We start from the raw sequence: 24,783 nt of genomic DNA on the forward strand, positions 1-24,783 counted from the left end.
ATGAGTTATGTTTTTAGCGACATGGAAAAATCAGAGATTTTCAACGCGGCTAATATTTGCAAAGGAATGAGGCTGAGCTCAAAACGAATTCAGTACGATGCGCTGAAAATAGCAGGGGCAAGCTGCGCCCCCCTGTACCAAAAGCTATTCGACATTATTGGTGAAAAAGTTTCTGACGTTGTAACTGCCGATAAAGAGGCCGGAGAAGTGCTGAAAAGCGCCAGACTCTGGCTTGCCGTGGCCATTGATGCCAACGGTGGAAACGGTGCCTACTCTGCCCTGATTCGTGGTTACACCTCCCGCCAGGGTGAACTCAGACTGAATACAATTTTCAGTGAAGACCTGATGCAGCTTTCATCCAACCAGGTTGCCGTCAATTTCATCAATACCCTGATCAACGGATCCCTTGCCGGTCAACTGGCACCCTGGACTGTTCCGTCAATCAGCCAGATCGCAGAAATCGACGCCAGCGCGATTGGCGAGGCCCTGTTCAAGGAGGTTTGCGGGGAGGACGATACCGCCGTGAAACGCAATGCCGGCTGGTCTGGAACAGTCGGATTCAGCCTGTTGGGCGGTAAACCTCCCTATGAAACGTGGAGACTGATCTCTGCTGGCGACCCGAATGCGGAAGATGACGGCCCACCCACTCAGGCAAAACCCAACCGGCTCGACGACTATAAAAACATTCTCTTCGCCATCGACGCCTACAGCGTCGGCCTGCGAGCGGCGATCAGTAATTTCGGCGTCAATCCACTGCAAAGTCTGCTTTCAGTGGTTCCGGAGCAAATCAATATCGCGCTGGCCAGTGGCAGTGTGAATCCGCTGATTCAGCATGTAGTCAAAGGCACGCCCGTTGCCGCCGTGGTCGAGCTGATCTTGCGCTACGGCCAGAACGAATTTCTCGACATGTTCAAGCGCACTTACGACGGCGATTCTGCTGCCATACCCACTACCAACGACACTTTCGCCAGCAACGCTTACGCCTTCTTCTCGGCATTCTCCCCAGAGCAGTCGCAAAGCATCGTCACCCGGACAATAAGCGAGTTCGGCAATGCCAATGCATGGGCGAAACTGGCAGCCGAGGCGACGCCGCTCGGTCTGGCGTTGCGCAACTCTTTGCAGCAACTCAGTGAAGTCGTCATAGAGCGAGCCGACGGTTATCCCGACCGCAACCTCGAGCTTTACGATCCGCACACTGGCGAAGGCTTTATCACCGCGCAGTGGCTGGCGGATCGTGCGCAGATGCTCGCCCGTTTGATTGCCCGAACCCAAGGCTCGTTTGGAGAACACTCGCTGCAGCAGTTTTCCTACTCCGATCTCGCCTCCGGCAAACAGGCGCCGATGACCACCGGAGTGCTGAACTCGTTGGCCATGTTCGGTGATGACGGCGGGCGATCTTTCGCTGGTGGCGCCAATGCCGATCATCTGTATGGCGGCGAGGGCAATGACTCCATCGATGGGATGGCCGGTCACGATGTCATTGAAGGTGGTCGCGGCAATGACTCGCTAACCGGAGGTGACGGCAATGATGTGTTGTACGGGATGGCCGGTGATGATGTTCTGATCGGAGGAAAGGGGAACGATTCTTTGATCGGGGGCGAAGGCAACGACCGTTATGAATTCGCCAGCGGCGATGGCCTCGACGAGATTCTTGATGCCAATGCCAATGGGCAGCTGTGGATCAATGGCGCACCGATTCCCGCACTCAAACGCCGCGCGCCTCTGAGCAACATCTGGTCTACCGAGAATCGGTCCATCACCCTGGCGCTTGTTGAAAACACCCTCAACATCAAATACGGCCAGGGCGATCTGGTGGTGATCAAAAACTTCCAGCCCGGGATGCTTGGCATCCGCCTCCCTGAATACGAGGGGCAGCCGCTCACTGCTGCGGATCTGACGCTTCAGGGCGACTGGAAAGCCAAAGACGCCGATCCCACTGTCCCCGGCGATCAGCCCTCCTTTGATGAGCTGGGCAACGTGGTGCTGCTGCCCAAGGTCAAACAGCGCAACAAGGCCGACGTACTTTACGGTTCCGCCGCAGACGACGTCATTCTCGGCCTGGGCGGTTCTGATCGATTGTTCGGCAAGGCTGGAGACGATCGGTTATTCGGCGACAAGCAGACGACGCTCGAAAATGCTATGGCCGACGGTGACGCCAAGGGCAAGGCAAGTCGCGGAGACTGGCTCGACGGCGGGCAAGGTGACGATTTGCTTATCGGTACGGCATCCCGAGATGTTCTGCTCGGTGGCAATGACCGGGATACCTTGATCGGTGGTGCTGGCGACGATGTGTTATCCGGAGACGAAACCACCGGTGCGCTGGAGCAGGGTTGGGCGGTCAAACACGCTACCTTCACTATTGCTGGCGGTGTGACGAGTCACCGAACGGTCTTTTCAAAGGCCTCGATAAACAGTGCCTCCGAGGGCGGTGACGACGTGCTGTACGGTCAGGGTGGCAAGGACTTTATCGACGGCGGCTGGGGGGAGGACCTGCTTGACGGCGGAGCTGACAACGATTTTCTCAAAGGCGATCAAGGTAACGACACCCTGACCGGTGGCAGCGGCAACGACGTGATGCTTGGTGACAACCTCGATTGGGGCGGTGGCCTGCCCAGCAGACACCATGGCAACGATGTGCTGGACGGCGGCAGTGGTGATGATTCACTCGGCGGTAACGGTGGCAGCGACGCTTTGTATGGCGGCCCTGGCAACGACATTTTGCAGGGTGATGACGGCGTACTGGACGGCGTCGAAGGCGATGCCGCGCATTTTTTTGGCGATGATCTGCTGGACGGTGGCCTCGGCGATGACACGCTCTGGGGCGGCGGTGGCGATGATTTGCTCTTCGGCGGCGAAGGCCATGACGATCTGATCGGCGACAGCCCTGACCATCCGGTTCGTTATCACGGCAACGACTTTCTCGATGGCGGCGCGGGGAATGACACCCTGCGCGGCATGGGTGGCGCGGATACGCTGGTGGGTGGCGCAGGGGCTGATTTCCTCGATGGCGATGTGTCTGACCTGCAACCGGGCGGGAGCAACAACGACGTGCTTCAGGGCGGCGAAGGAAACGATACGTTACAGGGTGGTTTCGGTGCCGACACGCTGTACGGCGGCGCGGGTGACGACATCCTTGCCGGCGATTACGAAAACAGCGCTGAGGCCGAGCAGAATGCCGATTATCTACACGGTGGCTCAGGTAACGACACGTTGCTCGGTGGCGTCGGCAACGACACATTGCTGGGCGGAGAGGGGACGGACTACCTTCGCGGCGATTCTGGCGACAACGTGTTTGATGGCGGTCCAGGTGCTGACGTGCTGGATGGCATGGATGGCGCCGACATCTACTATTTCGGCGCTGGCGACGGCCTGGATATCGTCACCGATGCCGGCGGCCGCAACATCATCAGGTTCGGTGCAGGGTTTTGCGCGCAAAGCCTGAAGGCCGACGTTATCGAAGTTACCGTCGGCACGGTTTTGCGACTGGCCAATGGCACGGGCGACGCGATACTCATCAAGAATCACGAGCGGTGGAAGGATTCCACATTCAATTTCAGCGACGGCGTGGTACTTGATTACGCAGATGTCCTGCGCAAAACATTGCCACCGATAGAGATGTCCGAGCCACCCGTACCGGAACCTGTCACCGCCCCGGCAACCCCTGAAAGCAAAGTTGTGGATCCGGTTAAGCCAGACGATGGAACCGCTGCGGCGCAAGGCCTGGTGGCATCTGTTCAAGCGGTCAACTGGACCGATGAGTTCCTCGCGCAAATCAAGTCAAAACGCTCCGCCCGCAGACACGCCACAGGTTTTACCTTGAATGAGGAAGGCGTCTGGGTTCGCAGCCATATCACTACCAGCGACACCGGTTACACCACTCACACCGAGCTGATCGATGGCAGCGTCGAAGCGGGGACACTGTCTGAAACGCCGCCATGGATGAAGGTTGATGCAGGGCACGCCGTGGTCAGTGAAAGGCAGTCGACAACCACAACCCGTGTCGAACATAAACCGGTGAAAGCCGAGGGAGCAATGCCTTCCTCTGCTCAGGCGCCTCGCTATTATCGATCCGGTTCGGCCAACGGGTTTTCATTCAATACGGGCGACGTATTGGTTGAGGGCCGAAAGGAATCCGGCGCGCTTGAAGGCTGGTACGTCTATCCGGCGGCAAGCTTCAGTTCGGGCGCAACAGTGCCCAAGGCGTTTCGCTGGGATGTCACAACTGAAACGATCAAACGCAAAATCGTCCATGGCAACGATGCCGGCGGGCGAGTCAACGTCGAAGTGGAAAACGTTTTCCACGGCGGCGCGGGAGACGATCTGATTGTCGCTTATGCAGGCTCCCCACTTGACTACGGCACTGTCGGCGACAGAACACCGGGCGCGTTTTTATCCGCAGGTGCAGGTGACGATACCTTGCTGGGCGCCGAGGGCGCCGACTATCTGGTCAGCGGGGCAGGGGATGACTGGCTTTACGGCGAAGACGGCGCCGACACCTACATCGTGCAAGCGCACGCCGCAGCGACCACCACGATTGCGGATGTGCCGAACCCTGTTTTCCACCGCGCAGAAGTAGGCGTAGCGGGGTGGAAAGATGAGTACGGATTGATCGATCAGGACACGGTCGTTCTTCCAGCAGATGCGCAGCGCGATGCACTGCAATTGAGCTGGAGTGCTGCGCTGATAGAGACCACCCATGTCGAGCTGGAGCCCAACCCGGATCGCGCGGCTTACCGCAACCCGCCGAGAGCGAAAATGCTTCATCCGACACTCGATATCCAATGGGGCGGGACACAGAAAGTCCGCATCGTCTGGCCCCACAGCGGTGAACTTGAGGGCGCCGGTATTGAGCTCGTCAAGTTCGCCGATGGGTCGGTCGCAAGTTTGAAGCAGCTCCTGGAATCAAGTCAGCTGGGACCTGCGCCCGAGACTTTTCATAAGGGTGTCATCGTCAACCATCCCACCTGTTCAACTTCCTTGCGAGACGGACGAGCGCTGCCACTCGTGGGCGGTCGCGGCAATGACACGATAAGCGGCGCGGGGGAGATCCGAGGGATGCAGGGGGATGACGTGCTCACGGGCAGCCCCGGGGATGATCTGCTGCTGGGTGGGCCGGGCAATGACACGCTGGCCGGCGGCGCGGGAAATGATATCTACCGATACGATGGCCTCGGCAGAGACGTGATCATCAACAACGGAGGCGGCCTGGACGGGATCGATTTTTCCGAGCGCATGCTGACGATCGACAACCTGAAGTTTCACCGTGAGCGTGATGATCTGGTGATCGTGGTCGACTACGGCATGGCACCGAAAATCCGGGTTTCCAGGCATTTTGCCGAAGGTGAAAACGCTATTGGCTTCATAAGAGTCAGCGAAGGAACAGCGACTCAAGACTACAGCGCGACGCAGATTGCCGAGCGCCTGCACCCGCTTCCGCCATTAAGGGATGTCGAGGATATTTTGATAAAGGGCGACGATGAAGCGCAGCGGGCCATGAAGGAATTCATTGAGTTCTACGGACTGAATGTCTGACAAGACGACCGATTGAGCCGGCCCGCGATGGCAATCCAGTCGCCATCGCGGGCCTCGCGTCACCTCAATACTGGGTCAGATCCGCCAACGGATGCCGTCCCTCCCAGACTTTATGAAAGTGTGCCTCGACCACCGCATCCGGCACGCTACTGATATCCGGCCAGTGCCAGTGCGGCTTCTGATCCTTGTCGATCAACCGCGCACGCACGCCTTCGCTGAATTCCGGATGGCGGCAGCAATTGAGGCTCAGGGTGTATTCCATCTGGAATACTTCGGCCAGCGACATGTGCCGCGCGCGGCTGATCTGTTCCCAGACCAGATGCGCGGTCAGCGGCGAGCCCTCGGTCATGGTTTTCGCCGCTCGGGCGATCAATGGATCGCTGCTGTCGCGGTGCAGACTGATGGCTTTCCACGCACAGGTGACGTCGCTGACGTCGAGCAGTTCGTCGATCAGCTGGCGACGCGGCAGCCACTGCGCTTCGGGCATTTGCTCAAGTGCCTCCTGCTGCAGAGCCTTGAGCAGGCTGTTGAGCTGCATGGCGGTCTGTTCCTGCCAGTTCAATTGCAGCAGGCCTTCGATCAATTGCGGTTGCTGTTCGTCGAGCAGGAAGCGATCGGCCAGGTCCAGATCCAGCGCATCACGGCCGTTGATGTGCGCGCCGGTCAGGCCGAGAAACAAGCCGAGCTTGCCCGGCAATCGGGCGAGAAGCCAACTGGCGCCGACGTCCGGATACAGTCCAATAGTGATTTCCGGCATCGCCAGACGGCTGCTCGGCGTGACGATCCGCGTGCTCGCGCCCTGCAACAGGCCCATGCCGCCACCGAGCACATAACCGTGACCCCAGCAGATCAGCGGTTTCGGATAGGTATGCAGGCTGTAATCGAGGCGGTATTCCGCGCTGAAAAACTGCGCGGCCAGCGGCGGGACTTCGCCGGGGTGAGCGCGGCAGGCTTCGACCAGGCTGCGCACCTCACCGCCGGCGCAGAAGGCTTTGGCGCCGTTGCCGCGCAGCAGCACGCAGACGATTTGCGGGTCATTGGCCCAGGCGTTCAATTTGTCGCTGAGGGCGTTGATCATCGACAGTGACAGCGCGTTCAACGATTTTTCGGCATCCAGGCTGGCGATGCCGATGCGTGCGCCGTCGGTGCCGGTAAGTTCTTCGAAGTGCAGATTCATCGTGACCTCGATCGGAAATTTGAGCGATCAGTATGATCGCTATGGGGGAAAGTGCCGGATCTGCGTCAGATCAATTGACAAGCGTGGTCGGCTTTCCTAGGGTTCGCCCCATTGTTTTTGCCGGAAATGACCATGACTGCTGACGACCGTATCAAACTCGAACCGAGCTGGAAGGAGGCACTGCGTGCTGAGTTCGACCAGCCTTACATGGCAGAGTTGCGCAGCTTTCTGCAGCAGGAGCGGGCAGCCGGCAAGGAGATCTATCCGCCGGGACCGCTGATTTTCAACGCACTGAACTCAACGCCGCTGGACAAGGTGAAAGTGGTGATCCTCGGCCAGGACCCGTACCACGGCCCGGGCCAGGCCCACGGTCTGTGTTTCTCGGTGCAACCGGGCGTGCCGGCGCCGCCGTCGCTGGTCAACATCTATAAAGAGCTGAAACGCGACCTCAATATCGACATTCCCAACCACGGCTACCTGCAGAGCTGGGCCGAACAGGGCGTGCTGCTGCTCAACACCACCATGACGGTTGAGCGCGCCAACGCCAACGCGCACAAGGACAAGGGCTGGCAACACTTCACCGACCGCATCATTGAGGTGGTCAGCGAGCGGCAGCCGCATCTGGTGTTCATGCTCTGGGGCGCCCATGCGCAGAGCAAGCAGAAGCTGATCGACGCGACCAAGCACCTGGTGCTGACCTCGGTGCATCCGTCGCCGTTGTCGGCCTATCGCGGGTTTTTGGGCTGTGGGCATTTCAGCCGGACCAACAAGTTTCTCGAACAGAATGGCGAAACGCCGATCGACTGGCGCTTGCCACCGATTTGATGTGTCGACCGGGTTGGCCCCTTCGCGAGCAGGCTCGCTCCCACAGGAATTGTGTGCAAGCCACAAACCCCCTGTGGGAGCGAGCCTGCTCGCGAAAAGAGCGACCCGATCTCGCAGACTTAGGCGGGATGACGATTCCAGTATTTGAACAACGGCTCCGCCAGAAACAGCACAAACAACAGCCGCATCACCTGCATCGCCGTCACCAGCGGCACCGACAGTTGCAGGGTCTCCGCCGTCAGACTCATTTCGGCAATCCCGCCCGGCATCATGCCCAGGGTCAGCGAACGCAGATCCAGATGGGTCAATGCACTCAAGCCCAGCGCCGCCAGCGACGCGATCAACATGGTCAGCGCCGTGCCGATCAACGTCCGGCCCATGAACGACGGCGCGCGGCGGAAGAACTGCCGATTGAAGTGACAGCCCAGACCGCTGCCAATCAGCCATTGGCCGATCTGACTGCCGCCATTGGGCAAACCGATGTGCAGATCCCACGTAATGCTCACCGCCGCACTGACCAGTAACGGCCCGAACAGCCATGGATTGGGTTGGCGCAGACGCTGCCAGAGCCAGGCAAGCAGGGCGCCCGCCGGAAACAGAATTGCCAGCCAGCGCCAATCGACGCTGCCTGCATGAGAAATCGGCGTGCCGTCACCGAGCAGATACTTGAACGCCGCCGGCACGCACAACACCACCACCAACACCCGCAGACTCTGCCCGGCCGCGACATGGCTGAGCAGTGCACCGTTACGCGCGCCGAGGTTGACCATCTCCCCGGAACCACCGGGCATGCTTGAGAAAAAAGCCGTGGCGCGATCCTCGCCGGTGCGGCGCATCAGCCACACGCCGACCACCGCCGACAGGCTGGTGACCAATGCACCGAAGAAGATCAAACCGAAATGACTGAGCACCTGTTCCATCACCAACGGGGTGAAGTGCAGGCCGATACCGATGCCGACGATCCACTGGCCGCACTTGCGCCCGCCAGGGATTTCCGCCAGTTGCCACGGCGTCAGGCAGCGCACCAGGATGATCGCCAGCAACGAGCCGACCATCCACGGTAGCGGCCAGCCGATCTGGCTGGCGATGAAACCGCCAAGCAGACCGACCAGCGGGGTGCCCCACCAGGCTTTCAGGGACAAGCGATCAAACATCGGCAATGACGCGCCGTGCCGCCGAACGTTTACGCCAGATGCGAATCAGCGGCATCAGCAGCATGATCGCGGTGAGGATCCAGCAACCGAAGGTGATCGGACTCGACCAGAGAATCTCCAGCGCGCCATTGGAGATCGACAGCGCGCGACGCAGGTTCTGCTCCATCAAGCCACCGAGGATGAAGCCCAGCAGCAGCGGCGACAGCGGGAAATCCAGCTTGCGCAGGATGTAACCGAAGATGCCGATACCGATCATCAGGAACAGATCGAAGGTGGTCGCGTGCACAGCGTAAACGCCGATCCCGGTGATGATCGCGATGATCGGCACCAGCGCCCAGTTCGGCACGGCGAGGATGCGAGTGAATACGCGGATCATTGGGATGTTGAGGATCACCAGCATCACGTTGGCGATGAACAACGACGCGATCAGACCCCAGACGATGTCCGGTTGCTGTTGGAACAGCAGTGGACCCGGGGTGATGTTGTACAGCGACAGCGCGCCGATCATCACCGCAGTGGTGCCCGAACCCGGAACGCCGAGGGTCAGCATCGGAACGAGAGCGCCGCACGCCGCGCCGCCGATTGCGGTCTCTGGCGCGGCCAGACCACGCGGATCACCTTCACCGAATTTGCCGCTGGTGCCAGCGATGCGCTTCTCGGTCATGTAGGCCACGGCACTGGCGAGCGTTGCGCCGGCACCGGGCAGCACGCCCATGATGAAACCGAGCACGCCGCAGCGCACGTTGACGACGAAAACCGACGCCGCTTCCTTGAAGTTGAACATCATCCGGCCGGTGGCTTTCACCGCTTCCTGGCCGTGGTGGGTCTTTTCCAGCAGCAGAAGGATTTCGCTGATCGAGAACAGACCCAGCACCAGCACGACGAACTGGATGCCGTCGGTCAGGTGAATGTTGTCGCCGGTGAAGCGGTACACGCCACTGTTGGCGTCGATGCCGACGGTGGAAAGGAACAGGCCGATCAGCGCCGCAATAAAGGTCTTCAATGGTCGATCACCGGCCATGCCGCCGAGACAGACAATCGCGAATACCATCAACACGAAGTATTCCGCCGGTCCGAAGGCAATCGCCCATTTCGCCAGCAGCGGCGCAAACAGGACCATGCCGCAGGTGGCGATGAACGCGCCGATGAACGAACTCCACGCCGACAGTGACAGCGCGACACCGGCCATGCCTTTGCGGGCCATAGGGTAGCCGTCGAGGGTGGTCATTACAGTCGAGGCTTCACCCGGAATGTTCAGCAGGATCGAGCTGATCCGGCCGCCGTATTCGCAGCCCAGATAGACCGCCGCGAGCAGGATCAGCGCCGACTCCGGCGGCAGGCCGAGTGCGAACGCGATCGGAATCAGCAACGCCACGCCATTGATCGGACCAAGGCCCGGCAACAGGCCGACGACGGTGCCGATCAGGGTGCCGCACAGTGCGGTCACCAGGTTGTACGGGCTCAGCGCGACGCCGAAGCCCTGACCCAAATAGCCAAGGGTATCCATATCAGTTCTCCAGGACGCTGAGCAGGCCGAGGGGCAGCGGAACATCCATCAAGCGATCGAACAGCAGATAGAGACCAACCGCCATCAGGCTGATGATGACCACGCTCGGCAGCCAGCGGCCGCCATAGAGACGGGCCATCGGTACGCCGGTAATGATGCTGGCCACGATGAAGCCAAGGGGTTCGAAGGTGCCGGCAAACACCAGCAACAACACCACGCACAGACCTATCTTGGTCAGGGTTTCGCGATCCAGCGGCGGCTCATCCGGGTTGTGTTTGATGGGTGCCGGGCGAACCACCATGTACAGCAGCGCCAGGCCCATCAGGCCGAGCATCAGCAGCGGAAAGGCGCGTGGGCCGACGGGTTCATAGGAAAAAGCCGCTTGGTACGGCCACGCCATCAGTGCCAGGCCGGCACACACCAGCAGCAACACCGAGGCGAAAATGCGTTGAATAAGCATGGGAGCTCCTGTGCTGCGTCCCCGCGTAGGAGACGCAGCCACTAGACAGAGACGATCACTGGATCAGGCCGAACTCTTTGGCCAGCACTTTGTAGTCGGCGACCTGCTTCTTCACGTAGGTGTCCAGTTCCGGGCCGGTCATGGCGAACGGGAACAGCTCACGCTGATCGCGCAGCTTGGCGAACTCGTCGGAAGCCAGCAGTTTGTCGAACGAGTCTTTCCACCAGGCGTAGTCTTCGTCGCTGACTTTTGGCCCGAGGTAGAAGCCGCGCACCACCGGCCAGACGATGTCGTAGCCTTGCTCGCGAGCGGTCGGGATGTCCTTCATTTCCGGTTCGTCGAGACGCTTGTCCGAGAACACCGCGAGCAGGCGCATGTCACCGCTCTGGATGTGCGGCATGGAGTCGGAGATGTCGGTACTGCCGACCTGGATGTGGCCGCCGAGCAGGGCCGTGGCGATCTCACCGCCGCCTTCGAGTGCCACATAACGCAGCTCGCGCGGGTTGATGCCGGCGGCCTTGGCGATCAGTGCGGTCTGCATCCAGTCCTGGCTGCCGACGGTGCCGCCGGAGCCGATAACCACCGAGCCTGGATCTTTCTTCAACGCCTGGACGAGATCGTCGAGGGTCTTGTAGGGCGAATCGCTTTTCACTGCGATGGCGCCGTAGCTGGTGCCGACGGCCGCGAGCCAGCGCACGTTGGTTTCATCGAAGCGGCCGAACTTGCCCTGGGCCAGGTTCAAAAGCGAACCGCTCGACCACGCGACCAGCGTGCCGGCATCCGCCGGACGTTGCGCGACCACCGCGTTGTACGCCACCGCGCCGACACCGCCGGGCATGTAGGTGACGCGCATCGGCTTGCTCAGCAACTTCTGGTTGACCAGTGCGCTCTGCACCAGTTTGCAGGTCAGGTCGAAACCACCGCCGGGGGAGGCGGGGGCGATGCATTCCGGACGTTTTGGCTCGGCCATGAGTTGGCCGGCAAACAGCATCGCGCCAGCGGCGAGAGCAACTTTACGCAGTGATACGTTCATTTGAGTCTCCAGAGGAGTTGTTGTTATGGATGGACCGAATGACCAAAGGGCAACGCGAAAACCTAGCGGCAGGCGCAGTTTTCTCGCGGCGCGCGCGCAACGACTGAAACAACGGAGGGGAAACTGGACTGCGGCGAGAAGCCGACGGTGCAACGGTGGAATCGAGCTAGGCGAGCAGGCATTACAGCCTCGGTGCGCATGGAGGGCATGCTGGGGTACTCCGTTATTGTTCTTATGAGTCGAAAACGCTTCATGGCGTTTTGCGTTGCGCTGTGTGGCGGCAGCGGCGACAGTCGAAACTGTCCGTGGGCCGACTCTAACCGGCTAACCTTTCAACAACCTTTCAGTTGTCTTTCACGGTTTTCGGGCTTCACAGCGGCGGTTGCGGCTGTAAACTCCGCGACAAAGCGTGGCGTTGGCCAACCCTGAACGAGGTAAAAAACCATGCGTGTCCTGCTCGTCGAAGACCATTTGCAACTGGCCGAAAGCGTCGCTCAGGCGCTCAAGAGCACCGGTCTGACGGTGGATGTGTTGCACGATGGCGTGGCCGCCGACCTGGCGTTGGGCAGCGAGGAATACGCCGTGGCGATCCTCGATGTCGGTCTGCCGCGCATGGACGGTTTCGAGGTGCTGGCGCGGCTGCGTGCTCGCGGCAAAAACCTGCCGGTGTTGATGCTGACTGCGCGCAGCGACGTCAAGGATCGCGTGCATGGCCTCAATCTCGGTGCTGACGACTACCTGGCCAAGCCGTTCGAACTGACGGAACTGGAAGCGCGGGTCAAAGCCTTGCTGCGCCGTAGTGTCCTGGGCGGCGAGCGTCAGCAGCGCTGTGGCGTGCTGGCTTACGACCTCGATACGCGGCGCTTCACCCTCGGCGACGAACTGCTGACCCTCACCTCACGCGAGCAAGCCGTCCTCGAAGCGTTGATCGCGCGGCCGGGGCGAGTGATGAGCAAGGAACAACTGGCCGCGCAGGTGTTCGGCCTCGATGAAGAAGCCAGCCCCGACGCCATCGAAATCTACGTGCACCGCTTGCGCAAGAAACTCGATGGCCAGTCCGTGGCCATCGTCACCTTCCGTGGCCTCGGCTATCTGCTGGAAAGCCGCGATGCATAAGCCCAGCAGCCTGCGCTGGCGGTTGCTGTGGAACCTTGGATGGTTGCTGGTGGTGCTGATGCTCGCCAGCGGCTTGAGCGCTTACTGGAACGGTCGCGAAGCCGCCGACACCGCGTATGACCGCACGCTGCTGGCCTCGGCACGCACCATCGCTGCCGGGTTGTCGCAGCGTGATGGCAGCCTCAGCGCCGATGTGCCTTACGTGGCGCTGGACACCTTCGCCTACGACAGCGCCGGGCGCATCTATTACCAGGTCAACGACATTCACCAGAAGCTGATTTCCGGCTACGAAAATCTTCCCGGGCCACCGCCCGGCACGCCGCGTACCGACAGCTATCCGGCGCTCGCGCGCTTTTACAACGCGAAGTACAACGGCCAGAACGTGCGTGTGGTCAGTCTGCTCAAGGCCGTAAGCGAGCCGAACATGAACGGCATGGCGGAAATCCGCGTGGCCGAAACCGACGAAGCGCGAGTCAGTATGGCGCGCAGTCTGGCGGCCGATACGTTGCTGCGCCTGGGCATGCTGGCCGTGGGTGCATTGCTGCTGGTGTGGTTCGCGGTGAGTGCGGCGTTGCGCCCGCTGGAGCGGTTAAGAACCGCTGTTGAGGAACGCCAGCCCGACGACTTGCGGCCACTGCCGTTGGTGGAAGTGCAGCATGAACTGGGACCCTTGGTCCGCGCGCTCAATCATTTCACCGAAAGGCTACGCGGCCAGTTCGAGCGGCAGGCGCAGTTCATCGCCGATGCCGCTCACGAGTTGCGCACGCCGCTGGCGGCACTCAAGGCACGCCTGGAATTGGGCCTGCGCTCGAACGAGCCGGAGACTTGGCGCACCACGCTGGAATCATCCGCACAAAGCACCGACCGCCTGACCCATCTGGCCAATCAGCTGCTGTCGCTGGCCCGTGTCGAAAACGGTGCGCGGGCGATTGCCGAGGGCGGCGCGCAGTTGCTCGATCTGAGTCAATTGGCCCGAGAGCTGGGCATGGCCATGGCGCCTTTGGCGCACAAGCGCGGCGTGGCGCTGGCGCTTGAAGCGGATGAACCGGTGTGGCTGCGCGGTGAGCCGACGCTGCTCAATGAGCTGCTGAGCAATCTGGTCGACAACGCGCTGGCGCATACGCCATCGGGCGGCAATGTGATTCTGCGGGTCACGGCCCCGGCGGTGCTTGAGGTTGAGGACGACGGGCCAGGCATCCCGCTGCACGAGCGTGATCGAGTGTTCGAACGGTTTTATCGGCGCAATCAGCAGGTTGCCGGTTCAGGTCTGGGCTTGGCGATTGTCGGCGAGATCTGTCGCGCGCATCTGGCGCAGATCACCTTGCATGATGGCGAGCAGGCAGGGTTGAAGGTGCGGGTCAGTTTTATTGCCGGGTAATACTTTTGTGACCAGGGGTTTTTGTGGCGAGGGGATTTATCCCCGCTCGGCTGCGCAGCAGTCGCGGTTCGGATCGCAGAGTCTAGGGTCGCTTCGCAACCCAACGGGGATAAATCCCCTCACTACAGGTCAGTAGAACATCGACCGCGATTCTTCCAGATCCGCGCAAAATTGCTTGTTCTCCGGATCAATCCCCAGCTTCCTGAACGCCGGCACGCTAAACGGGTCAATCCGCGCAAACGGATGATCGGTGTCCTTGCGGCAATACAAATTGGCCACTTGCACGACATCGACGTAATCGATGCGCGTCGAGTCGCGGCTGAAGTCTTGATACAGCAACGGCAAATGCACCAGGCGCTCGGGAAACTCCCAGACCCGCAGCAATTTCTCGCCGAGCAATGGGTGAATCTGCTCGATCACATGGGTCAGGCTGACCGCATCAGAGAGCAGTTCATTGTGGTCTTCGGCGTAAGTCAGAATCGGCAGCACGCCAATCTGATGCACCAGCCCGCCGAGTGCCGCCTGATCGGGTTTGAGCTGAGTGTGACGACGACACAGGGCATAGCTGACGCCAGCGATTTCCAGACTGCTGCGCCAGACTTCGCGCATCTTCTGTTCGACCACCTCGGAGCGGGCATTGAAGATCTGCTCCATCACCAGACCGATCGCCAGGTTGCTGCTGTAGTTGATGCCCAAACGGGTGATGGCGGTGTGCAGGTCGGTGACTTCCTGCGCAGCGCGCAGCAGCGGACTGTTGACCACTTTGATCAGGCGCGCCGACAGCGCGGTGTCGCGGCCGATGACTTTGCTCAGATCGCTGACGCTGATTTCCGGATCCTCGGCGGCCTTGCGAATCTGCAGGGCCACTTCCGGCAACGTTGGCAGAACCAGGTCATCGTTATCGATGGCCGCAACCAAATCCTGTTGGACCTTTTCCGCCAGTTCGCTCATTTGGACTCTCTAGGGTGTTGCAACAATGCTGCGATCAACGCTGGATTTCGCGGTCGCGATCCAGTTCGTAAGGCAGGTCGAGCACGTGCAACGCGGGGCCTTCGAGGGCGCCCAGACGCAAATCACCGGCTTCGGCAGCTTCGGCCTGCAACACGGCCAGGAGTTCAATGTTTCCCTCGGCATTGGCCGCCAGCACCACTTCGCCGATCGAGCTGTTGTGGCTGGGCGCGAACAACTGAGTGCCGGGCTCCGGCAACTCGGCCGCGTCGAGGCGCAGGCGGTACAGGCGCCGCTTGAGTTTGCCCAGGTACTGCATGCGCGCGACGATTTCCTGGCCGGTGTAGCAGCCTTTCTTGAAACTCACGCCGCCGACCGCCTGCAAATTGAGCATCTGCGGGATAAACAGCTCGCGAGTGGAAGGCATGACCTGGCCGATACCGGCGCGGATCTGGCCCAGCAGCCATTGATTCAGTTCGGCCTCAGGCAGGGCGGTCGACAGTTGGCTTTGCACGCTTTGCGCCTGAGCGGCAGGCACCCAGAGTTCGGCGCGCTCGGGCGAAACGCGAATTGCGATCAGGCCTTCATGGCGCACAACGCTGTCGGTTTCGGCGGGCAATGCCAGACCGAGGCTGGTCAGGGCTGCATCGCCATGTGCCAGACCGAAGCGCACCCAGGCGGCGCTTTCATCGGTCAGTTTCGATTTGGAGAACACCGCGTACTTTTTCAGGTCGGCCAGTTGCGGCTCGAGCAGCTCGCTGGCCATCGCCATCACCACGCCGTCACCTTCAAGCAGAATACGGAAGCTCGACTGCATCCGGCCTTTCTGTGTGCAGCGGGCGCCGAGGCTGGCGCGGGTGTCGCTCAGGTAATTGATGTTGCAGGTCAACTGGCCTTGCAGGAATTTTCCGGCGTCCGCACCGCGAACCGCGAGTACGCCTTCATGAGACAGGGTGCAGAAAAAAGCAGAATCGGCCATGGGTCATCGCAGGGTAAATAGACTGGGGCACATCATAAGGGGGCAGGGTTGAAATGGGTAGTTGATAAAGGATCAGGGGGCCCCGACCAAAGCCGACTGTGCGGCCCGCGCCGGGGCTGTATACTGCCCGGCAAATTCGAGGAGGGCTCCATGGTCGAACAAGTTGAACTGAATCGCCTCTTTTGGCACAGCCGTCGCGGCATGCTTGAGCTTGACGTGCTGCTGGTGCCGTTCGTGCAGGAGGTTTACGCGACGTTGAATCAAGTGGATCGCGATCTGTACGTGCGTTTGCTGACCTGTGAGGATCAGGATATGTTCGGCTGGTTCATGGAGCGCAGCGAGTCGGAAGATCCGGAGCTGCAACGCATGGTCCGGATGATTCTGGATCGTGTCCAGCCCAAGTAATACGTTCGAATGCCGCTGGCATGCCTCACGGCAGTTGCTGGCGGCGTATCTGTTGGCCCAGGCGTTCGCCATGGGTTCGCTGTGTCTGCTGTCGATTCCGCTCTGGGCCAGTCTGCTCGGCGCTTGCGCCTGTGCGCTGCACGGTTTTTGGATGCTGCCACGGCAGATTCTGCTGAACCATCCGCAAGCATTTTGCGGGTTGCGGCGCGATGGCGATGGCTGGCAGGTGTGGAATCAGGCTGATGGCTGGCAAGCAGTGCAATTGCGCCCGGACAGTCTGGCGCTGCCATTGATCGTGGTGCTGCGCTTTCGCCTTCGCGGAGAGTGGCGGGTCAGGTCGATCTGCGTGCCACGTGACTCGCAGGCGGCGGATCTGCACCGACGCCTGCGAGTGCGGCTCAAGTTCAGCCGGCGTAGGTGGGCGGCACCAGAATAGTGTCGAGCGCTTCGGGCAGCATATCCGGGTAGTCGAGGGTGTAATGCAGGCCACGACTTTCCTTGCGTTCCATGGCTGAGCTGATCATCAATTCGGCAACCTGTGCCAGATTGCGCAGCTCGATCAGGTCGCGGCTGACTTTATAGTTGCTGTAAAACTCATCGATCTCATCCAGTAGCAGACGCACCCGGTGCTGCGCCCGTTGCAGGCGCTTGTTGGTGCGCACGATGCCGACGTAGTCCCACATGAATCGGCGCAACTCGTCCCAGTTGTGCGCGATGATCACGTCTTCATCCGAGTCGGTGACCTGGCTGGCGTCCCAAGCGGGCAGGGCGTTTGGCGCCGCGACCTCATCAAGTTGCGCAAGAATGTCCGCTGCTGCCGAACGGGCATAAACGAAGCATTCCAGAAGCGAATTGCTGGCCATGCGGTTGGCGCCGTGCAGGCCGGTGAAGCTGGTTTCGCCGATGGCGTAGAGGCCGGGCACGTCGGTGCGACCGTGCTGATCGACCATCACTCCGCCACAGGTGTAGTGCGCGGCGGGGACCACCGGGATCGGTTGTTTGGTGATGTCGATGCCGAAGCCCAGGCAGCGTTCATAAACAGTCGGGAAGTGAGTTTTTACGAACGATTCTGGCTTGTGGCTAATGTCGAGATATACGCAGTCGACACCCAGGCGCTTCATTTCATGGTCGATGGCCCGCGCGACGATGTCACGAGGCGCCAGCTCGGCGCGTTTGTCGAAGCGATACATGAAGCGCTCTCCGTTGGGCAGCTTCAAATGCGCGCCTTCGCCACGCAACGCCTCAGTGATCAGGAAACTCTTGGCTTGCGGGTGATACAGGCAGGTCGGGTGGAACTGGTTGAATTCCAGGTTCGCCACCCGGCAACCGGAGCGCCAGGCCATGGCGATGCCGTCACCGCAGGCGCCGTCGGGGTTGCTGGTATAAAGGTAGACCTTGGCTGCGCCGCCCGAGGCCAGAATCACGAAACGTGCGCCGTAGGTGTCGACTTCGCCCGTGGCGCGGTTCAGCACGTAAGCGCCCAGGCAGCGATCGCCTTCCATGCCCAAGCGGCGCTCGGTGATGAGATCAACGGCCACCCGCTGTTCCAGCAGTTCGATGTTCTCGCGCTCTTTGGCCTGGGCCAGCAAGGTTTTGAAGATCGCGGCACCGGTGGCGTCTGCAGCATGGATGATGCGCCGATGACTGTGGCCGCCTTCGCGTGTCAGGTGAAATTCGAAACCACCATCTTCAGTGCCGGACTGTTCGTCGCGGGTGAACGGCACACCCTGGTCAATCAGCCATTGGATGGCTTCGCGGCTGTGCTCGACGGTGAAACGCACAGCGTCTTCGTGACACAAGCCGCCGCCGGCGTTGAGGGTGTCGTCGACGTGGGATTCGACAGTATCGGTATCGTCGAGCACGGCGGCAACGCCACCCTGGGCCCAGAATGTCGAACCGTTGGCGAGATCGCCTTTGCTCAATACGGCAATGCGCAGATGACCGGGCAAGGTCAAAGCGAGAGTCAAACCGGCAGCACCGCTGCCAATCACCAGAACATCGTGTTGGAACTGTTGGCTCATTTCAGGATTCCGCTCAAAGCGACCCGGGTCGGGGTTGGCGCAAGACAGCTGGATCGGCGAGTCAAGACAGCCACACAGCCCACTAGTATATAGAGGGGTTGGGCGGCACAATAGCCAGGCCCAGATGGCATTGTGAGACTACTGCGCGGTAAAAAGCGCTGTGCTTCGTCGGAAGTTTTTTTGCCGGTTTGGGAAAAAGACACCTGTATCGGCGCTGAAACAGACTTTTCCGAGCAGGGTTGCGCAATGTCAGGTGGGTACGGCTATAAATAATTGGAACTTTTGCCAAAGGCCCAAGATCAATAGACGGTGCCAGAAACCAGGGACAGTGTCGGCTTCAGTGCGGAATCTGCGTTTGGATTCCTGCCGGCGAAACCGATAACAAGATTATTCGCGCAGCCGGTTTATCCCGCGCTGCGTTTTTCGTGCGTGCCAAATCAGAGCCCGCAGGAAACTTGCTTGGAGGGGGAGAACTTTTGCGAAAAGCCCGAGTCTATGTTTGCAAGTCTGGTCGTTTAGTAATGCAAGTCTCCTCCGGGCTTATCGAGGAGTGTTCATGCTAACCCAGGAAGAGGATCAGCAGCTGGTCGAACGCGTACAGCGTGGCGACAAGCGAGCTTTCGATCTGCTGGTGCTGAAATATCAGCACAAAATTCTCGGGTTGATCGTGCGTTTTGTGCACGACACCCATGAAGCCCAGGACGTTGCTCAGGAAGCCTTTATCAAGGCGTATCGGGCACTTGGAAATTTCCGCGGTGACAGTGCGTTTTATACGTGGCTGTACCGTATTGCCATTAACACGGCAAAGAACTACCTGGTTTCCCGCGGCCGTCGGCCGCCGGATAGCGATGTAAGTTCGGAGGATGCGGAGTTCTATGATGGCGATCACGGCCTCAAGGATCTCGAATCACCAGAACGTGCATTGCTGCGGGATGAGATCGAAGGCACCGTCCATCGGACCATCCAGCAACTGCCAGAGGATTTGCGTACGGCTTTAACTTTACGTGAATTCGATGGTCTGAGTTACGAGGACATTGCGAGCGTCATGCAGTGTCCGGTGGGTACCGTGCGCTCCCGGATTTTCCGCGCTCGGGAGGCCATCGACAAAGCCCTGCAACCGTTGTTGCAGGAAAACTGAGACAGCGGCGACAGCCAAGAGAGGAACGCCATGAGTCGTGAAGCCCTGCAGGAATCGCTGTCCGCAGTGATGGATAACGAAGCGGACGAACTGGAATTGCGTCGAGTGCTTAGCGCACTGGATGATGTTGATACCCGTGAGACCTGGGCTCGTTACCAGATCGCTCGGGCAGCCATGCACAAGGATCTGCTGCTTCCGCGTCTGGATATCGCTGCGGCAGTGTCCGCTGCGCTGGAAGACGAAACGGCTCCGGCCAAAGTATCCCGCAGCCCATGGCGTAACCTGGGTCGCCTCGCTGTTGCCGCTTCGGTAACCGTGGCCGTTCTGGCCGGTGTTCGTCTGTACAATCAGGACGAAATCGCTGGTGTTGAACTGGCACAGCAGTCGAATCAGCCAACTCTGGCCACTCCACAGGTCAAGGGTCCGGCAGTTCTGGCTGGTTACAGCGAAAGCTCGGAAGCGACTGGTCCTATGGCTAACGGCGTTCTGCAAGGACAGCCAGGCTGGCATGATCAGCGTCTGCCAGGCTATCTGCGTCAGCACGCTCAGCAGGCTGCACTCAAAGGAACTGAAAGCGCGCTGCCATACGCACGTGCCGCAAGCCTGGAAAACCGTTAAGGAGGATCATGCGCGCCATCCCTCTACTTTCGCTTCTGCTCAGTGGCTGGTTCATCGTTCCAGCCCACGCTGACGAGGCCCAGGACTGGTTGACCCGTCTGGGCCAGGCCGAGCAGCAGCAAAGCTTTCACGGTACTTTCGTTTACGAGCGCAACGGCAGTTTTTCCACGCACAACATCTGGCATCGTGTCCAGAATGGCCAGGTCCGCGAGCGGTTATTGCAGCTCGACGGTTCGGCTCAGGAAGTCGTGCGCATTGATGGACGTACTCAATGCGTCAGCGGCACCCTGATTGCGGGACTGGGTGATTCACCCAATGCTGCCGCCCGTGCGCTGGACCCCAAAAAGCTGAAGAATTGGTATGACCTTGCTGTCATTGGCAAGTCGCGCGTGGCCGGTCGTGATGCGGTGATCGTGTCGCTGACCCCTCGTGATCAGCACCGATACGGTTTCGAGCTGCATCTGGACAAGAAAACCGGCCTGCCGCTCAAGTCGTTGCTGTTGAACGATAAAGGGCAATTGCTCGAGCGCTTTCAGTTCACCAGCCTCGACACCGATGAAGTCCCGTCGGACAAGGATTTGATGGCAGACGCCGATTGCAAGCCGATCAACATCGCAAGCGACAAGGCTTCTGCGGCGAAGACCGTGCAAAACTGGCGTTCGGACTGGCTGCCGCCCGGCTTCGAGCTGACCAGCAGCAGTTCGCACAAGGATGCGCAGACCAAGACCCAGGTCAGCAGCCTGATGTATGACGATGGCCTGGCGCGTTTCTCCGTGTTCCTTGAGCCGTTGAACGGTGCAACCGTCACCGATACCCGTACCCAGTTGGGCCCTACCGTCGCGGTATCCCGTCGTTTGACTACACCGCAAGGTGAAATGATGGTCACGGTGGTTGGCGAAATCCCGATTGGCACCGCCGAACGAATCGCTCTATCGATGCGTAACAACGATGGCGCTGCGACCAGCAAGCAGTGAGCTGATTTCAGTCATTTCCACCTCGTCGTCGAGACGTCGAAATGTTTGCTGAGCATTTTCATTTGCAAAACCCCTGAAAATTTTTTATAGGTCAGAGCCTCACGGCTCTGGCCTTGTTTGTTGTTCCCGGAACAAAAATACCGGTCTGTGGTTTCCGGTGTTCCTTTGCTCCATATCGCTTAACCCTGCTCGTCGTAACGGGAGCTGTATGTCGATACCTAGTTTGAAGTCTTATCTTTCCATCTTCGCCACCGTGCTGTTGCTCGGTCAGGCGGTCCCTGCTGCGCAAGCGGCCGATCTGCCTGATTTCACCCAGTTGGTCGAACAAGCGTCGCCAGCGGTAGTGAATATCAGTACCACGCAGAAACTGCCGGACCGTCGCGTGAATCAGCAGATGCCGGATCTGGAAGGTCTGCCACCGATGCTGCGCGAATTCTTTGAGCGCGGCATGCCGCCTCAGCAGCGTTCGCCGCGTGGCGACGGGCGTCAGCGTGAAGCGCAATCGCTGGGTTCGGGGTTCATCATTTCGCCGGACGGCTACATCCTCACCAACAACCACGTGATCGCCGATGCTGACGAAATCCTCGTCCGCCTGGCTGACCGCAGTGAGATGAAAGCCAAGCTGGTCGGCACCGATCCACGTTCCGACGTGGCGTTGCTGAAAATCGAAGGCAAGGATCTGCCGGTGCTCAAGCTCGGCAAATCCCAGGATCTGAAGGCTGGCCAGTGGGTCGTCGCGATCGGTTCGCCATTCGGCTTTGACCACACCGTGACCCAAGGCATCGTCAGCGCCGTCGGTCGTAGCCTGCCAAACGAAAACTATGTGCCGTTCATTCAGACCGACGTGCCGATCAACCCGGGCAACTCCGGTGGCCCGCTGTTCAACCTGAATGGTGAAGTGGTCGGCATCAACTCGCAGATCTACACCCGCTCCGGTGGCTTCATGGGCGTGTCGTTTGCCATCCCGATCGACGTGGCGATGGATGTTTCCAACCAGCTCAAAAGCGGTGGCAAAGTCAGCCGCGGCTGGCTGGGCGTGGTCATTCAGGAAGTGAACAAGGACCTCGCCGAGTCATTCGGTCTGGACAAGCCGGCCGGCGCTCTCGTTGCACAGATCCAGGATGACGGCCCTGCGGCCAAGGGCGGCCTGCAGGTTGGCGACGTGATCCTGAGCATGAACGGTCAGCCGATCGTCATGTCTGCCGATCTGCCGCATCTGGTCGGCGCGCTGAAGGCTGGCGCCAAAGCTAATCTGGAAGTGATTCGAGAAGGCAAGCGCAAGAACGTCGAGCTGACTGTCGGCGCAATTCCGGACGAAGACAAAGAGCTGGACGCACTGCCGAAATCCGGCGCGGAAAGCAGCAGCAACCGCTTGGGTGTTGCGGTCGGCGAATTGACCGCCGAGCAGAAGAAAGCCTACGACCTCAAAGGTGGTGTGGTGATCAAGGAAGTGCAGGACGGTCCTGCGGCCCTGATCGGTCTGCAGCCGGGTGATGTGATTACTCACCTGAACAACCAGGCCATCGGCTCGGCCAAGGAGTTCACCGACATCGCCAAGGCGTTGCCGAAGAACCGTTCGGTGTCGATGCGCGTGCTGCGTCAGGGCCGTGCCAGCTTCATCACCTTCAAACTGGCTGAATAAGCCTGCAACAAGGTAAAAAAGAAACCGCCTCGAAAGAGGCGGTTTTTTTGTGTCTGAAGTTTTTGTCTTGTCTGGAAAGACTCAGCCCATCATGTCCTTGACCATACGCTCCTGTTCCATCAGCTCACGCTGGCGGGCATCGATGCGCGAGGACAGCGGGAAGTTGTTGCCAGCCTTGCGCTTGGCGAAGTCCAACTGCTGAATGGCCTGGCGGTAATCGCCGACCAGCGCAAAATACTCGGCTCGCGCCTGGTGCAGGCCGATGATGTTGCCCGACAAGCCACGGGTTTCAGCAACCTGATACCAGACGTCCGGATCATCCGGGCGGGACTTGAGCAGGCTGTCCAGCGCCTTCTCGGCATCGGCGGCGCGATTCTGTTTCAGCAGCAGATCGACACGCACCTGATTCAGCGGATAGTTGCCCGGGAACTGCGTGAGCATGCGGTCGACCCGTGACTGCGCATCGGGCAGGCGATTGTTGGTGATGTCCAGATCGACCTGAGCGAGGTTGTAGATAATCTCGTTGGGCGACTTGGCCAACAATTGCTTGAGATTTTCGCGGGCTTCGTTCAGCTGGCCACCCTTGATTTGCGCGATGGCGAGGCCGTATCGCGCGACATCGTTTTTCGGGTTTTCATCGAGCAGGGCGCGGAAACGCTTGGCGCCCAGCCCCGGGGTTTCCTCGTAGATCAACTGCACCCGCGCGCGAATCAACTGGTAGCGCATGCTGTCTTCGATGCCGCCCGGTTTCGCCTGCTCGGCGCGGTTGCGGGTGTCGGCGATACGCGATTCGGTAACCGGGTGGGTCAGGAGGAATTCTGGCGGTTTGGCGTCAAAGCGGTACTGGCGCATCAGGCGTTCGAACATGGTCGGCATCGACCGCGGATCGTAACCGGCCTTTTCCAGGTTGAGGATGCCGATGCGATCCGCCTCCTGTTCGTTTTGTCGCGAGAAGCGCCGTTGCTCCTGCAACGCCGCAGCCTGGGTGCCAGCGATGGTGGCGATGCCGGCATCACCGCCGCCGGCCGCCGCAATGACAATGCCGGCCAGCAACGCGGCCATCATCGGCACCTGCATTCTTTGTGAGGCTTCCACCCCGCGAGCAAAGTGGCGTTGCGACAAGTGCGCCAATTCGTGAGCGAGCACCGAGGCGTACTCACCCTCGGTCTGGGCGTTGAGGAAAAGACCGCCGTTGACCCCGACCACTCCGCCCGGCGCTGCAAAGGCGTTGAGTTGCGGGCTGTTGATCAGGATGAATTCCAGACGTCGGTCGGAAACCTGACTGGTCTCGACCAGCTTGTACACGCTGGATTCGACGTAGTCCTTGAGCTGCGGATCGTTGAGTTGGGAAACCTGACTGCGCAGCATGGCCAGCCATGCGCGGCCGAGCTGGTATTCCTGTTGCGGCGAGACAATGGCAGAGCTGGCGTCGCCGAGTGACGGCAGATCGTCGGCAAAGCCTGGTGAGGCGAGCAGGCAAGCGAGCGTCAGCAGGGTAGGGCGCAGAAAAGTCATGCACAAAGCCTTGGAGGACAAAGACCTTACTGTAGCCGGACACCGAAGCCGCGACCAGATATTCTAGGCAGCTCGACAACGAACCGGAGTGACGCAATGACTGACGCTGTAGCCCATGACGTGGAACTGGACGCCAGTGGCCTGAACTGTCCGTTGCCGTTGCTCAAGGCAAAAATGGAACTCAACAAACTGCACAGCGGCGCTGTGCTCAAGGTGATCGCTACCGATGCCGGCTCGCAACGCGACTTCCGTACCTTTGCCAAACTGGCCGGTCATGCGCTGTTGCGCGAAGAAGACGAGGCTGGCGTCTACCGTTACTGGTTGAAAAAAGCCTGACGCGAGCGCGTTAACGATCGAAGGG

Annotated in this window: 20 protein-coding genes; 11 read left to right on the top strand and 9 right to left on the bottom strand. The window is 60.0% G+C overall.

The genetic code is table 11. The annotated features are described in order from the left end of the window. Entirely contained in the window at window positions 1-5,532 is a 5,532-nt protein-coding gene (locus AB9L16_RS06055; protein WP_375123244.1) for a calcium-binding protein, read from the top strand. Between the two features lie 64 nt (window positions 5,533-5,596). On the opposite strand, the gene AB9L16_RS06060 is transcribed toward AB9L16_RS06055, so the two are convergent. Then, window positions 5,597-6,709, bottom strand: a complete 1,113-nt coding sequence (locus tag AB9L16_RS06060) for an enoyl-CoA hydratase/isomerase family protein (RefSeq protein ID WP_375123245.1) — start codon at window positions 6,707-6,709, stop codon at window positions 5,597-5,599. 132 nt (window positions 6,710-6,841) lie between these two features. On the opposite strand from AB9L16_RS06060, the gene ung reads away from it, so the two are divergent. Next, the gene (gene ung, locus AB9L16_RS06065; protein WP_252877641.1) at window positions 6,842-7,534 is read left to right on the top strand and encodes a uracil-DNA glycosylase; all 693 of its coding nucleotides are present in this window, start codon (window positions 6,842-6,844) and stop codon (window positions 7,532-7,534) included. A gap of 119 nt (window positions 7,535-7,653) precedes the next feature. Here ung and AB9L16_RS06070 read toward each other — a convergent pair whose 3' ends face one another. Genes AB9L16_RS06070 through AB9L16_RS06085 form a run of 4 tightly spaced genes read right to left on the bottom strand, consistent with a single transcriptional unit; the run spans window position 7,654 to window position 11,688 of the window. After that, window positions 7,654-8,688: an AbrB family transcriptional regulator gene (locus AB9L16_RS06070; RefSeq protein WP_056783516.1), complete on the bottom strand. Its 1,035-nt coding sequence runs from the start codon at window positions 8,686-8,688 to the stop codon at window positions 7,654-7,656. Beyond that, the gene (locus AB9L16_RS06075; protein WP_016771277.1) at window positions 8,681-10,195 is read right to left on the bottom strand and encodes a tripartite tricarboxylate transporter permease; all 1,515 of its coding nucleotides are present in this window, start codon (window positions 10,193-10,195) and stop codon (window positions 8,681-8,683) included. The genes AB9L16_RS06070 and AB9L16_RS06075 overlap by 8 nt, the downstream gene beginning before the upstream one ends. Before the next feature lies 1 nt (window position 10,196). After that, a complete protein-coding gene (locus AB9L16_RS06080) occupies window positions 10,197-10,655 on the bottom strand; it encodes a tripartite tricarboxylate transporter TctB family protein (RefSeq protein WP_095180598.1) in 459 nt (152 codons plus the stop codon). A gap of 55 nt (window positions 10,656-10,710) precedes the next feature. Next, the gene (locus AB9L16_RS06085) at window positions 10,711-11,688 is read right to left on the bottom strand and encodes a tripartite tricarboxylate transporter substrate binding protein (RefSeq protein WP_024011991.1); all 978 of its coding nucleotides are present in this window, start codon (window positions 11,686-11,688) and stop codon (window positions 10,711-10,713) included. A 444-nt stretch (window positions 11,689-12,132) separates the two neighbouring features. Here AB9L16_RS06085 and AB9L16_RS06090 point away from each other — a divergent pair, with 444 nt between their 5' ends. Further along, on the top strand, window positions 12,133-12,804 hold the full coding sequence (locus AB9L16_RS06090) for a response regulator (protein WP_252885513.1): 672 nt from the start codon (window positions 12,133-12,135) through the stop codon (window positions 12,802-12,804). Beyond that, on the top strand, window positions 12,797-14,182 hold the full coding sequence (locus AB9L16_RS06095; RefSeq protein ID WP_024011993.1) for a sensor histidine kinase: 1,386 nt from the start codon (window positions 12,797-12,799) through the stop codon (window positions 14,180-14,182). The genes AB9L16_RS06090 and AB9L16_RS06095 overlap by 8 nt, the downstream gene beginning before the upstream one ends. A gap of 129 nt (window positions 14,183-14,311) precedes the next feature. On the opposite strand, the gene AB9L16_RS06100 is transcribed toward AB9L16_RS06095, so the two are convergent. Together AB9L16_RS06100 and AB9L16_RS06105 are read right to left on the bottom strand one after the other, a co-directional pair. Next, on the bottom strand, window positions 14,312-15,133 hold the full coding sequence (locus tag AB9L16_RS06100; protein WP_016770675.1) for an HDOD domain-containing protein: 822 nt from the start codon (window positions 15,131-15,133) through the stop codon (window positions 14,312-14,314). 34 nt (window positions 15,134-15,167) lie between these two features. Next, on the bottom strand, window positions 15,168-16,109 hold the full coding sequence (locus tag AB9L16_RS06105; protein ID WP_341638682.1) for a folate-binding protein: 942 nt from the start codon (window positions 16,107-16,109) through the stop codon (window positions 15,168-15,170). Window positions 16,110-16,259: 150 nt separating this feature from the next. On the opposite strand from AB9L16_RS06105, the gene AB9L16_RS06110 reads away from it, so the two are divergent. After that, entirely contained in the window at window positions 16,260-16,514 is a 255-nt protein-coding gene (locus AB9L16_RS06110; RefSeq protein WP_007911418.1) for a succinate dehydrogenase assembly factor 2, read from the top strand. After that, complete coding sequence (locus AB9L16_RS06115; protein WP_071174669.1) at window positions 16,498-16,950, top strand: protein YgfX; 453 nt, start codon at window positions 16,498-16,500, stop codon at window positions 16,948-16,950. The genes AB9L16_RS06110 and AB9L16_RS06115 overlap by 17 nt, the downstream gene beginning before the upstream one ends. Here AB9L16_RS06115 and nadB read toward each other — a convergent pair. Beyond that, complete coding sequence (gene nadB / locus AB9L16_RS06120; RefSeq protein WP_150742396.1) at window positions 16,919-18,535, bottom strand: L-aspartate oxidase; 1,617 nt, start codon at window positions 18,533-18,535, stop codon at window positions 16,919-16,921. The two genes, AB9L16_RS06115 and nadB, sit on opposite strands and share 32 nt — an antisense overlap. Before the next feature lie 556 nt (window positions 18,536-19,091). Here nadB and rpoE point away from each other — a divergent pair. The 4 genes from rpoE (at window position 19,092) to AB9L16_RS06140 (ending at window position 22,907) form a co-directional block, all read left to right on the top strand. Next, window positions 19,092-19,673 carry an RNA polymerase sigma factor RpoE gene (gene rpoE / locus AB9L16_RS06125; protein WP_003172477.1) on the top strand — a complete coding sequence of 194 codons (582 nt, stop codon included), beginning with the start codon at window positions 19,092-19,094 and terminating at the stop codon, window positions 19,671-19,673. A 30-nt stretch (window positions 19,674-19,703) separates the two neighbouring features. Next, window positions 19,704-20,291 carry a sigma-E factor negative regulatory protein gene (locus AB9L16_RS06130; protein ID WP_008077804.1) on the top strand — a complete coding sequence of 196 codons (588 nt, stop codon included), beginning with the start codon at window positions 19,704-19,706 and terminating at the stop codon, window positions 20,289-20,291. A gap of 8 nt (window positions 20,292-20,299) precedes the next feature. Continuing rightward, window positions 20,300-21,265, top strand: coding sequence for a MucB/RseB C-terminal domain-containing protein (locus tag AB9L16_RS06135; protein ID WP_236167974.1), 966 nt, complete (start codon window positions 20,300-20,302; stop codon window positions 21,263-21,265). A 208-nt stretch (window positions 21,266-21,473) separates the two neighbouring features. After that, window positions 21,474-22,907 carry a DegQ family serine endoprotease gene (locus AB9L16_RS06140; RefSeq protein WP_150742398.1) on the top strand — a complete coding sequence of 478 codons (1,434 nt, stop codon included), beginning with the start codon at window positions 21,474-21,476 and terminating at the stop codon, window positions 22,905-22,907. 81 nt (window positions 22,908-22,988) lie between these two features. Here AB9L16_RS06140 and AB9L16_RS06145 read toward each other — a convergent pair whose 3' ends face one another. Further along, entirely contained in the window at window positions 22,989-24,422 is a 1,434-nt protein-coding gene (locus AB9L16_RS06145) for a M48 family metalloprotease (protein ID WP_024011999.1), read from the bottom strand. Window positions 24,423-24,518: 96 nt separating this feature from the next. On the opposite strand from AB9L16_RS06145, the gene AB9L16_RS06150 reads away from it, so the two are divergent. Next, window positions 24,519-24,758, top strand: coding sequence for a sulfurtransferase TusA family protein (locus tag AB9L16_RS06150; RefSeq protein ID WP_041478863.1), 240 nt, complete (start codon window positions 24,519-24,521; stop codon window positions 24,756-24,758). Window positions 24,759-24,783: the final 25 nt, after the last annotated feature.

The sequence above is a fragment of the Pseudomonas sp. LW8 genome (genome assembly GCF_041956865.1).
In the GTDB taxonomy this organism is placed as follows: Bacteria; Pseudomonadota; Gammaproteobacteria; order Pseudomonadales; family Pseudomonadaceae; genus Aquipseudomonas; species Aquipseudomonas siliginis.